The 12228-nt window shown below is 63.4% G+C and carries 7 protein-coding genes and 1 pseudogene; 3 read left to right on the top strand and 5 right to left on the bottom strand.

The features are described from left to right. Positions 1-412 (bottom strand): annotated as a pseudogene (locus VIE67_RS10255) (hypothetical protein); the annotation flags it as partial. A 500-nt stretch (positions 413-912) separates the two neighbouring features. On the opposite strand from VIE67_RS10255, the gene VIE67_RS10250 reads away from it, so the two are divergent. Then, positions 913-2922 carry an OPT family oligopeptide transporter gene (locus VIE67_RS10250; protein ID WP_332025856.1) on the top strand — a complete coding sequence of 670 codons (2010 nt, stop codon included), beginning with the start codon at positions 913-915 and terminating at the stop codon, positions 2920-2922. A gap of 160 nt (positions 2923-3082) precedes the next feature. Next, on the top strand, positions 3083-7753 hold the full coding sequence (locus tag VIE67_RS10245) for a DEAD/DEAH box helicase (protein WP_332025854.1): 4671 nt from the start codon (positions 3083-3085) through the stop codon (positions 7751-7753). 32 nt (positions 7754-7785) lie between these two features. On the opposite strand, the gene VIE67_RS10240 is transcribed toward VIE67_RS10245, so the two are convergent. The 4 genes from VIE67_RS10240 to pip all read right to left on the bottom strand — a co-directional run bounded on the left by VIE67_RS10240 (position 7786) and on the right by pip (position 11862). Then, positions 7786-8775, bottom strand: a complete 990-nt coding sequence (locus tag VIE67_RS10240; RefSeq protein ID WP_332025852.1) for a threonine ammonia-lyase — start codon at positions 8773-8775, stop codon at positions 7786-7788. Between the two features lie 104 nt (positions 8776-8879). Next, on the bottom strand, positions 8880-9527 hold the full coding sequence (locus VIE67_RS10235) for a response regulator (RefSeq protein WP_332025850.1): 648 nt from the start codon (positions 9525-9527) through the stop codon (positions 8880-8882). Continuing rightward, entirely contained in the window at positions 9527-10867 is a 1341-nt protein-coding gene (locus VIE67_RS10230) for an ATP-binding protein (RefSeq protein WP_332025848.1), read from the bottom strand. The genes VIE67_RS10235 and VIE67_RS10230 overlap by 1 nt, the downstream gene beginning before the upstream one ends. Then, positions 10864-11862, bottom strand: a complete 999-nt coding sequence (gene pip, locus VIE67_RS10225; RefSeq protein WP_332025847.1) for a prolyl aminopeptidase — start codon at positions 11860-11862, stop codon at positions 10864-10866. Before pip ends, VIE67_RS10230 begins: the two co-directional genes overlap by 4 nt. Positions 11863-12069: 207 nt before the next feature. On the opposite strand from pip, the gene pqqA reads away from it, so the two are divergent. Further along, the gene (gene pqqA, locus VIE67_RS10220; RefSeq protein WP_332025860.1) at positions 12070-12144 is read left to right on the top strand and encodes a pyrroloquinoline quinone precursor peptide PqqA; all 75 of its coding nucleotides are present in this window, start codon (positions 12070-12072) and stop codon (positions 12142-12144) included. The last annotated feature ends 84 nt before the right edge of the window (positions 12145-12228 follow it).

Genomic DNA, 12228 nt, shown 5'->3' with positions numbered 1-12228 from the left:
TGCTCAGGAAGTCTTGCTCAAGCAAAAAGCCCGAGTAGGCCTTGTGACGCACGGCGCCAACCGCGCCGACCAAATACGGGCGCCAGCCGGCACCGATGTCGCCGAAAAACCAGCGACCGGCCACATCGAGCTGTGCGCTTTCCCATTGGTGGCCAGCGCGCGGCGAAGAATTCTTGAAGTCGGCATTGTTGAGGCCGTATTCGAAATCGACGGCGAAGTTCGGGTTCACCCAAACACCGGCGCCGATGCCGCCAAAGCCAGATACTTTGGTCGTGCGTGAGCTGTCCGGAACAACGACGCCGAGGCGCGGTGCCACGTACCAGCTACCAAAATCCTGGGCTTGCGCCGTTCCAACTACGCCGACACCGCCCAGGGCGAGGGCGATAACAGCGAACAAAGTATTACGTTTCATCGGAGTCTCCTATTGCTTGGTTTTCTTCGGGCGTGAGCTAAACCCCATTGCGCACGCAAATTATCATCACTCCACCGTCGGATGCCCTCAACTCGTTAATAAAACGTTAGTCAGCGGCAACGCGAACTCCGCTATTCTAGCAAAACCCGGAGCTGCGCTCTACCCCTGGCCCGAATCGTTCACAATCGAGTCAGGCTCTGACGCTCAATAAAGCATTGATGTCATAACATATTGTTTAAATTCATTATTCCAAACGAAACCCAGCGTGACGGGGCTCGTACGCCACCTACACTGTAACTGCTTCAAGAAACGGATTCGTGCCGGCGAGCACAGATTTTGCAACGGCACGCCCCCAACGCGTTCATTTCGGGCAGCCCAGGCGCCCGATCGGATTCCCGTTCATGGAAGCAAGGTGGCCGGCAAAAAAACGGCCAGCCGCAACGTCGCAATGTTTGCAATACTTGGCGTTTGGCGCTCATCCGAAAGAGAAGGGGAACCTTGTGACCAGTACATCAAAGTCCGCTGCGGAACCGCGCACCGAACTGACCATACGCAGCCTCGTGCTCGGCGTCATCATTACGCTCCTGTTCACCGCGGCGAATGTGTTCTTCGGTCTCAAGGCCGGCTTGACCTTCGCCACCTCGATTCCCGCCGCGGTCATTTCGATGGCGCTGCTGCGCGGCTTCAAGGATTCGACGATTCAGGAAAACAATATCGTGCAGACGGTCGCGTCGGCCGCCGGCACTTTATCGTCGATCATCTTCGTGCTGCCCGGCCTGGTGATGATCGGCTGGTGGACCGGCTTTCCGTATTGGGAATCGTTCCTGATCTGCGCGCTCGGCGGCATCCTCGGCGTGATGTATTCGATTCCGCTGCGTCGCGCGCTGGTGACCAATTCCGATCTGCCATATCCCGAGGGTGTGGCCTGCGCCGAAGTGCTGCGCGTCGGCAGCCCCGGTGAAGGCGCAACCCAGTCGGGCATCGACGAGAGTCGCGCCGGTTTGCTTGCGGTGATCTGGGGCGCGATCGTCGCAGCCAGCTTTGCGGTAATCGTCGCGACGCGCATATTCACCAGCGACGTCGCGCAGTACTTCCGCTTCGGTGGCGAGAAAGGATCGGTAAGCGGTTTCGATTTCAATCTGTCGATGGCGCTGTTCGCGGTCGGCCATCTGGTCGGACTTTGGGTCGGCGTTGCGATGCTGCTTGGTGCGGCGATCGGCTGGATCTGGGGCGTGCCGCATTACTCAGCGCTGGCTGCGACCGCGGGCGACGCAGCGCAGATCGCGCAGGCAACCTGGAGTCATCAAGTGCGCTTTGTCGGCGCCGGCACGATCGGTGTCGCCGCGATCTGGACGCTGCTCAAACTGGTCAAACCCGTGGCCAGCGGTCTCGCCTCGGCGATGGCTGCCTCGCGTGTGCGCAAGGCCGGACAGGGCGCGGCGCTGCCGCGCGTCGAACAGGATATTCCGATCGGCCTGGTCGGCGTGATGTCGCTGATCTGCTTCGTGCCGATCGCGGCCCTGCTTGGCCATTTCGCCATTGCCAGCGGTCTTGGCGATCACCTGTGGCTGCTGATCATTGGCGGCCTGATTTATTGCGTGGTGATGAGCTTCTTCGTCTCGGCCGTGTGCGGCTACATGGCCGGACTGATCGGTTCTTCGAACAGCCCGCTGTCCGGCATCGGCATTCTTGTGGTGATCGGCGCGGCATTGTTGTTGGTGTTCGGCGTGAAACCGATGCTCGCGCCCGGTCATGAGAACGGGCTGGTCGCATTCGCGCTGTTCGTGACTGCCGTGGTGTTCACCGTCGCGGCGATCGCCAACAACAACCTGCAGGACCTGAAGACCGGTCAACTTGTCGATGCCACGCCGGCCAAGCAGCAGTGGGCGCTCATCGTCGGCGTCATCGCAGGTGCGGCGGTGATTCCACCGATTCTCGACCTGCTCAATCATGCTTACGGTTTCACTGGCGCACCGGGCGCCGTGCCTGGGCGTGCGCTCGCTGCACCGCAGGCAGGGTTGATCTCGGCGCTCGCACAAGGCGTGATCCAGAACAATATCGACTGGAGCCTGATCGAAATCGGCGGCGCAATCGGCGCGGGTCTGATCCTGCTCGATATCGTGTTGCGGCGAGGGACGAAGTCGGCGCATTGCTCGCCGCTTGCGGTGGGTCTCGGAATCTATTTGCCGACGGCGGCGACCTTGATGGTCGTGGTCGGCGCGATCGCCGGTGCGTACTACGACCGGCGCGCGGAGCGCACGGCAAAGCCCGAAGCGACCAAGCAACTCGGCGTGCTGCTTGCGTCGGGCATGATCGTCGGCGAAGGCCTGGTCGGCGTGTTGATCGCGGCCATCGTCGCGTTCTCGGGCAAGGACTTTCCGCTCGCGCTGGTCGGCGATGCCTTCGCCAACAATGCCGCGTTGTGGATTGGCGGCATCGCATTCGTGGTTGCCATGCTTGCGCTGTATCGCTGGATCGAGGGGTTGAATCGCAAGACAGCGGGAGGATGAGGCGAGGTGACCGGTGAGCGGCGCAGATTGCTCCTGAGCCGGTCGCGCATCAAACTCTGAAAGGCGATTGATTTTCGGGCACCAAGGCTTAATCTCACTCTCCGAGACGGCAGTCGCGAACCATCGAGACACCGCGCCCGTCGAAGCACAAGATCAATCCATGCCGCTTGAATATTTCCATCCTGCCGTAGCCGCGTGGTTCCGCGAGACTTTTCCTGCGCCCACGCCTGCGCAGACACGCGCCTGGCCGGCGATCCAGTCAGGCCGGAATGTGCTGATCGCCGCGCCGACTGGTTCGGGCAAGACCCTCGCCGCCTTCATGGCGGCGATCGACGATCTCGTGCGCCGCGGCGTCGAAGGCACGCTGACCGACGAAACGGCGGTGGTCTACGTTTCGCCGCTCAAGGCGCTGTCGAACGATGTGCGCATCAACCTGCAAGTGCCGCTCGAAGGCATTCGCGCACAATTGGAAAAGTATAATTTGCCCGATGTGGAAATCCGCACCTTCGTGCGTACCGGCGACACGCCGCAGGCCGAGCGTACGCAGATGCGCAAACGTCCGCCGCATATCGTGGTGACCACGCCGGAGTCGCTCTACATCCTGCTCGGCTCGGAATCCGGTCGCGCGATGCTCGCCACCACGCGCACCGTCATCGTCGACGAGATCCACGCGCTGGCGCCGTCGAAGCGCGGCGCGCATCTGGCGCTGTCGCTGGAACGCCTCGAAGCACTGTCCGGGCGGCGCTTGACGCGAATCGGGTTGTCGGCGACGCAGAAACCGATCGGCGAAGTCGCGAAATTTTTGGTGGGTAAGTCGTCCATTTCCGACGAGCATTCGCAAAACTTTCCCCCTTCCGCCCCCCGGGCACCTTCCCCCGCTACGCAGGGGAAGGAAAAAGCAGAAACATCGCATCTCGGAATCCTTCCCCTGCGCAGCGGGGGAAGGTGGCGGCAGCCGGAAGGGGGCGCTCTCGACAACCACTGCGACATCATCGACGTCGGTTATGCGCGCGCGCGCGATCTGGCTCTCGAACTGCCCCCCGCGCCGTTGTCGGCAGTCATGTCCGGCGATGTCTGGCAGCTGGTCTACGCGCGTCTGGCCGAGCTGATCCAGCAGCATCGCACCACGCTGATCTTCGTCAACACGCGGCGCATGGCCGAGCGTCTGGCGCGGCATCTGTCCGAACTACTCGGCAAGGACGCGGTGACCTCGCACCATGGCAGCCTCGCGCGCGAGCAGCGTCTCGCCGCCGAGCAACGTCTCAAGCGCGGCGAACTGCGCGCGCTGGTTGCAACCGCGTCGCTCGAACTCGGTATCGATATCGGCGATGTGGATCTGGTGTGCCAGATCGCCTCGCCGCGTTCGATCTCCACTTTCCTGCAACGTGTCGGACGCGCAAACCATTCGGTCGACGGCCTACCGAAGGGTCGTCTGTTTCCGCTGTCGCGCGACGACCTGGTCGAATGCGCCGCCTTGCTCGACGCAGTGCGGCGCGGCGAACTCGACACGCTGCACGTCGAGCGCGACGCACTCGATGTACTCGCGCAGCAGATCGTCGCCGAAGTCGCTTGCCGCGAGTGGAACGAGTCCGAGTTGTTTGAGTTGATCCGGCGCGCGGAACCATTCGCGAATCTCTCTGCCGATACCTTCCGCGAAATCCTGCGCATGCTTGCCGATGGCTACGCAACGCGGCGTGGACCGCGTTCGGCGTATCTCCATCGCGATGCGGTCAATGGCCTGTTGCGCGCGCGGCGCGGTGCACGCCTGACCGCGATCACCTCGGGCGGCGCGATTCCCGATACGGCCGACTACGAGGTCGTGCTCGAACCTGCGGCGCAGAAAATCGGCACGGTGCACGAGGACTTCGCGGTCGAGAGCATGGCCGGTGATATTTTCCAACTCGGCAACACCGCCTATCGCGTGCTGCGCGTCGAGCGCGGCAAGTTGCGCGTCGAGGATGCGCAGGGCCTGCCGCCGACGATTCCATTCTGGCTCGGCGAGGCGCCGGGACGCAGCGACGAGTTGTCGTTTGCGGTTTCGCGTTTGCGCGAGGAATTGTCCTTGCTGCTCGAACCCGATTCCATCGCCGCGGAGGTGTGGTTGCGCGAGAAAGTGGGCCTGAACGAATCCGCGGCGCGCCAGATCGTCGACTATCTTGGCGCGACCAAGGCTGCGCTCGGCCTGCTGCCAACGCAGAAGCAATTGGCGATGGAACGCTTCTTCGACGAATCCGGCGGCACCCAGCTGGTGATCCACTCGCCGTTCGGCAGCCGCCTGAATCGCGCCTGGGGCCTGGCCCTGCGCAAGCGCTTCTGCCGCACCTTCAATTTTGAATTGCAGGCGGCGGCGACCGAGGATGCGATCGTGCTGTCGCTGTCGACCAGCCACAGCTTTCCGCTCGACGACGTTGCGCGCTACCTGCATTCGAACAGCGCCGAGCAGGTGCTGATCCAGGCCCTGCTCGACGCGCCGATGTTCGGTCTGCGCTGGCGCTGGAACGCGGTCACGTCGCTCGCGCTGCCGCGCTTCGTCGGCGGCGCCAAGGTACCGCCGCAGCTGCAGCGCATGAAGTCCGAAGACCTGCTGGCGACCGTGTTTCCCGATCAGGTCGCCTGTCAGGAAAACATCGTCGGCGAACGCCAGATTCCCGAGCACCCGCTGGTCGCGCAAACCCTGCACGATTGTCTGCATCAGGCCATGGACATCGACGGTCTGCTGCATTTGCTGAAAATGCTGGAAAGTGGAGAAATCCACATTGTTGCGCGCGATCTGACCGCGCCCTCGCCGCTCGCCGCCGAAATTCTCAATGCGCGGCCATATGCTTTCCTCGACGACGCACCGCTCGAGGAACGCCGTACCCAGGCCGTGCAGAGCCGGCGCTGGGGCGATATCGAAAGCACCGACGATTTCGGCAAGCTCGATATCGAAGCGATCGACGGCGTGCGCGAGGAAGCCTGGCCCGAGGCGCGCAACGCCGATGAGTTGCATGAGGCCTTGATGGGGCTTGGGTTTGTCACAGACGCAGAAATGCGAGCCAATCCGTCGTGGCGGCAAATGCTCGATCAGTTGATTGCACAGCGGCGTACGACGCGATTCCAGCTTTCGCCTCTCCCCTCGGGAGAGGTCGGCGCGCGCAGCGCGACGGGTGAGGGTCCGGCGTCAGATTACAATCCATCCCTAGAGTTCACCTCCGGTCGACATCCTGTCTTCCCCTCAGCCGCTGTCGCGGCTTCGACCTCATCCGGCGCTTTTCGCCACCTCCTCCCAGTGGGAGAAGGGAAAAGCATCTGCATTCCTGCCGAACGTCTTCCGCAATTTGCGGCGATTTTCCCCGAGCATCATTGCGAACCTGCCATCAGCGCACCCGAGGAATACAGCGCAATCGAATGGACCTATGAAGACGCCCTCGTCGATATCGTGCGCGCGCGCCTGACCGGCCTCGGCCCGGCTCGCGCAACGGATATCGCCGCCTCGTTGAATCTGCCGCCAGCCTACATCGACCTGGCGCTGAGCAAACTGGAAAGCGAAGGTTTCGTGATGCGCGGCCGCTTCACGCCCGGCGCACAGGATACCGAATGGTGCGAGCGGCACCTCCTCGCGCGCATCCATCGCTACACGGTCAAGCGTCTGCGCCGTGAGATCGAGCCGGTCGAGCCGCGTGATTTCATGCGCTTCCTGTTCGAGTGGCAACGCGTCGCGCCGGGCGCGCAAGTGAGCGGCCCCGACGCGCTCGCGGGCGTGCTCGCACAGCTCGAAGGTTTCGAGGCGCCCGCTGCCGCTTGGGAAAGCGAGATTCTTCCGGCGCGGGTATCGGGCTACGAAATTTCCTGGCTCGACGATCTGTGTCTGGCCGGGCGCATCGTGTGGACGCGCCTGCGCGCGCCTGCGACTCGCCCGGATGAGGCGGATGCCGCGCGTCCGCGCACCAGCGCAGGCCCGGTGCGCGCCACACCGATCGTGCTGCTGCAGCGACGCAATATCGGCGCATGGACGCAGCTTGGCAACAACGCGCAAAACGCTGCTCCGTCGCTATCTTCGCGCGCGCAAGCAGTGGCCGATCATCTGCGTGAGTACGGTGCTTCGTTTTTCGACGAACTCGCCGGCAGCACACGCTTGTTGCACACCGAGCTTGAAGATGCGCTTGCCGAACTCGTTGCGGTGGGCATGATCAATTCCGACAGTTTCGCCGGCTTGCGTGCGTTGCTCGTGCCGTCGTCGCGCCGCCCTTCGCCACATCGCCGGCGCGGACGCCGTACCGCCTTGCTCGGCATCGCCGACGCCGGACGTTGGGCGCTGCTGCGCCGTACCGCTCCCACGCCGGTCGCGTCAAAAAAGCCGCATGGTATAGATGTGGAAATTGTCGAACAGGTCGCCCGCACCCTGCTCAAGCGCTATGGCGTGATCTGCTGGCGCCTGGTCGCGCACGAGGCACAATGGCTGCCGCCGTGGCGCGAACTGCTGCGCGTCTGCCATCGCCTTGAGGCGTGCGGCGAAATCCGCGGCGGCCGGTTCATCGCCGGAATTTCCGGCGAGCAATTCGCGCTGCCGGAGGCGATCGCGCCGCTGCGCGCTGTCCGCCAGAAACCTCGCGACGGTACGCTGATCAGCGTCTGCGGCTCAGACCCGCTCAACCTCGTCGGCCACATCGTCGCTGGGGCGAAGCTGCCCAACCTCGCCGGCGCACGCGTGCTCTATCGCGACGGCATGCCGATCGCGACCCTTGCGGCCGGCGAATTCACCGCGATCGAGCCGATGGATGAATCGGCGCATTGGGCGGCGCGCAAAAGACTTCTACATACCGAGATCGAGGCTGCCGCGATCGATACTTAGCACGTTGCGCCGCCTTTACCAAAAGCCCCTGGTCAAGGGCATGGGTTGGGAAAGGTCGATTGCAGAATCTCACAAAATTTCTTCAGATCGATATTTCCACCGGAGACGATCGCGACGATCGGGCCTTGGCCGGCCTTGCCAGTCAACGCGGCTGCCAACGGTAGTGCGCCCGCGCCTTCGGCTATCACGCGCGCCTTTTCCGCCATCAGCCGCATCGCCTGTCGGGTCTGCTCGAGGGAAACGACGATGACGCCATCCAGCAGCGGCCGCATGCGCTCCCACATGCGCGGGAACACGCTTTGGCCGCCGGCGCCGTCGACAAACGACGCTTTCCAATCCGCAAACACTTGCGCAGAACCTGCGGCGAACGACTTCGCAGCCGGCGCTGCCGTTTCGGGTTCCGCGCCCCAAATTTTGATCTCGGGTTTCAGCGCCTTGATGGCGCTGCCAACGCCGGTGACGAGTCCGCCACCGCCGATGGCCGCAATGACGACGATTGTATCGGGCGCATCCTCCAGAATCTCCAGCCCCATCGTGCCGTGGCCGGCGATGAAGTTGTGATCGTCGAATGGGTGCACGAAGGTTCCTTCGACGCCGGCAAATGCGCGCTCCGCGAGAGCTTTCCATGCGACCTCGTACGGCACCAGGGCGAGCCTTGCGCCGAGTGCCTTCATGCGTTCGATCTTCGCGGTCGGTGCCGTCTCTATCACCACGACCGTGCAGGACACGCCGGCTTGCCGCGCCGCGTAGGCGACGCCCTGGCCAGCATTTCCGGCGCTGATCGTCCACACGCCGCGCTTGCGTTCGGACTCCGGCAGCATCGCCACCGCGTTGGCTGCGCCACGCAATTTGTAGGCGTTGATCGGCTGCAGGTTCTCCAATTTTAGCCTGATGTCGGGGTAGTCGGGCCCCAGTTCGAGTCGGACCAGCGGCGTGCGCACGATGGTTCGCACTATGCGCTGGCGTGCTTCCTGGATCTCGGCCAGCTCAATCGGGCGGACGGCTTCTACGGATGTGGGCATGAGTGGTTTCCTATCGTGGTCGCCGCGAATCAAGTCGACGGTTGTCTGCTACGAATCATCCCGGATGCCGACACGCACATCGCCGCTGACTGCGAGTCTCCGGATCAGGTCTCAATCAAACCATTCCTCACCGCGATCAACGTCAACTCGGCCTGATTGCCGGCGCCGAGTTTCTGCTTGATATTGTATAAATGTGTACCGACGGTGTTCGGCGACAGCGAAAGGATTTCCGCTATGCGCTGCACGGACTGGCCGCGCGCAAGCTGGATGAACACGGCGAATTCGCGTTCGGACAAGGTCTCGACCGAATTGGCGCCGCCACCGAGATCGTGCATCGCGAGTTTGCGCGCGATTTCAGCGTCGAGATAGATGCGCCCCGCGGCGACCGCACGCACGGCGTCGAGCAGCTCTTCCGGCGCGCTGCGCTTGGACAGATAACCCAGCGCACCGGCCTTGAGCACGCGTCGCGGATGCGCCGTGTCCTCATGCGCGGACAGTGCGAGCACGCGCACGGATTTGTCGCGCGCGATCAGGCGGCGTACGGCTTCGATGCCACCCATGCCGGGCATCGACAGATCCATGACCGCCACGTCGGGCCGCACCTGCTCGAATTGCTGATATGCCGATTCACCGCTGTCGGCTTCGCCGACCACTTCGATATCCGGGCTGATGCTGAGCAGCATGCGGAAACCGACGCGTACTACGGCGTGGTCGTCGATCAGCATCACGCGAATTTTCTTGTTCTTGTTCATTATTGTAAAGGTATACTCGCGCTCACGCGGACGCCGCCGCCCGTGCGGTTTGCGACCGTCACCTCACCGCCAAGAACACGCGCACGATCGGCCATGCCGCGCAAGCCGTAGTGGCCGGGCCGCTGCCAGTCCGCCGGCAGGCCGCGGCCGTCGTCGTCGATATCGAGCCGCAGGACATTGGATTCCGCGCGCAACGAAATCTCGATGCGTTGCGCCTGCGCGTGGCGCAGCGCATTGGTGATTGCTTCCTGCAGAATGCGGTAAACCGCCAGCGTAACCGTCGTGCCCAGCGGTTCGGGCAAGTCGCCCAGCTGCAGCTTGAATTCGATTTGCGGATTCAGCCGCCGCCATTCGTCCACGCGTTCGCCTACCGCGTCGGTGAGACCCAGACTGTCGAGCGTCAGCGGACGCAGGCGCGGAATCATGTCGTGCATCGCGGCGTACAGTCCGCTCGCCGTATCGACGATGAGCTGCGCGGTCTGCTTCGCGGATTCATCGCAGCCCTGCTCGCGCCGCGTCAGCGACAGCGCCAGACTCTTGATCGCGGTGACGCTCTGTCCGGTTTCGTCGTGCAGCTCGCGCGCGATTTCGCCGCGTTCGTCCTCGATGCGTGTTTGCACGATATCGGCGAGCTCGCGATTCTGCTGCAGGCGAAGTTCGGCCTCGATCGCCTGCTGGCGCGCATTCAGATTTTCCTCGATCGTCTGCGCCATGCGATTGAATGCGCTCCCGATCGCGCCGGCCTCGGAGCCGACGAACGCGGGCAGACGCGTGTGGTAGGCGCCACGCTGCAATTCGTCGAGTCCGCCAGCAATCACCGAGAACGGCCGAGTCGCGCGCCATATCAAGGCGAAAACCAGCAGATTGCCGAGCACCATCGCGAGCACGCCGAATTGCAGCAGACGCACCGCGTCGTCCCAGCCGTCGAGTATCGCGCGACTCGGATTGGCGTCGACCTCGAGTACACCGTCGAAGGTGTCGAAGCGCTGCTGCATCGGCTGCGGCGCGACCAGCGCCGTGTACCACGCGGGCGCATCGCGGCCGGCCTTGTACACCGGCGGCGGCGAAGAATAGACGACCGATCCCTGCTGATCGCGCAGGGTGATATCGGTCGAGCGCACGCGGCCGAGATGAATCAGAAAATCGACCAGCATCGGCCGGCTCGTGTCGGCATAGACGAGTACGAAGTTCGACAACAACTGGGTCGCGACGCGATTGCCGGCCTCGATTTCCTCGCGCACGCTGTTGCGCGTGTCCTTGATCTGGAACGCGAACAGCACGCCGATGAAGATCGCGATCAAGCTCGCGATCAGCAGGTTGATTTGTAGGCGCAGACTCAAGCGCGCGCTCCCGCGGCGGACGGCCATTGCGCGAAATCGCGCTGCGCCGCAAAGCACTCGACCGCGTCGCGCAGCAGTTGCTTCGATGCCGGATGATATGGATCGTGGCCCGCGCCTTCGGCCCAGGCCAAGCGGCTGCCGGCGCAGGCGCGATGCACGCGCCAGGCATTGGTCGGCCGGCAGACGAGGTCCAGTGTGCCGTGCACAATCGCCACGGGAATGCCGCGCAGGCTCGCGGCGGCGCGCAGTACGGCCGCCTCGCCGAGAAAGCACCGATGCGCCAGATAGTGCGCCTGAATCGTGTACGTCGCGCGCCATGCATCGACTGCCGAATCCGCGTACGACGACGCGGCACGCGGAGCGACGTAGGGACTGCTCAACGCCGATTCGTAACGCTGCCACTCCAGCGCCAGGCGCGATTGTTTGAGTGTGTCTCCGGATTGAAAGCTGCGGTCCAGATAGGTCACCACGCTGCGCCGCCAGCGTCGCGGAATCTGCTCGATGAAACGCAGATGCGCCTCGGGCAGCAGCGTGCCGGCACCATGAAAGAACCAGTCGAGGTCGGCCCTGCCGGTCAGAAAGACTCCGCGCAGGACCAGGCCGGTGACGCGTTGGCCATGCTGCGCCGCATAGGCAAGCGCGAGCGCCGCGCCCCACGACCCGCCAAACACCAGCCAGCGTTCGATCGCGAGCTGTTCGCGCAATCGTTCGATATCGGCGATCAGGGCCGCAGTGTTGTTGTGCGCTGTTGCGCCGCGCGGTTCGCTGCGTCCGCAACCGCGCTGATCGAACTGCACGATGCGGAATTTACCGGCGTCGAAGAACTCGCGCTGGCGCAGGGTACTGCTTGAACCAGGCCCACCATGCAGCAGCAGCACCGGAATGCCGTCCGGCGCGCCGGCCTGTTCGTAATACAGATGATGACCGTGATCGAGCGCGAGGGTGTTCGCGTCGAAAGTCGCAGGCAATGGCCACGCAGCGATCTCGTCTTGCATCCGGGAAATGCTAACCGATCCGCCGGGTGAAGTCCGTGGCTTCCCCTCTGCCGAAGGAAGAAGAAATCGCCAACTACAGAAAATCGTGAGGTGCAATTCAGGGCAATCGCGATGCGCCGCACGCCGTATCGGCCGACACTCGGTATCGATGAAAGCAATGCGAGCGCGCTTCCATCGACACCGTACCTAGCTTTGTCTGGAGGTTTTATGAAGTGGCAAACCCCGCAAGCCAGCGATATGCGTTTCGGCTTTGAAATCACGATGTACATCGCCAATCGCTGAACGTTCCGCGGCAGCGCGCCGGTCGCCCCGTACAAGGGTCGGCCGGCGCGTTCGCTGCAATACCGATCACACTGACTCTTGTGC

The sequence above is a fragment of the Rudaea sp. genome, from assembly GCF_036560865.1.
Lineage (GTDB): Bacteria > Pseudomonadota > Gammaproteobacteria > Xanthomonadales > Rhodanobacteraceae > Rudaea.
The sequence above is the reverse complement of the archived record's forward strand: the minus strand, read 5'-3'. Positions and strand labels throughout refer to the sequence as shown.

Bases quoted from the DNA above. Each gene is read 5' to 3' on its own strand.
- VIE67_RS10235 (WP_332025850.1), bottom strand. From the start codon at position 9,527: ATGAACAAGAACAAGAAAATTCGCGTGATGCTGATCGACGACCACGCC.
- VIE67_RS10240 (WP_332025852.1), bottom strand. From the start codon at position 8,775: ATGCCCACATCCGTAGAAGCCGTCCGCCCGATTGAGCTGGCCGAGATC.
- pip (WP_332025847.1), bottom strand. From the start codon at position 11,862: ATGCAAGACGAGATCGCTGCGTGGCCATTGCCTGCGACTTTCGACGCG.
- VIE67_RS10245 (WP_332025854.1), top strand. From the start codon at position 3,083: ATGCCGCTTGAATATTTCCATCCTGCCGTAGCCGCGTGGTTCCGCGAG.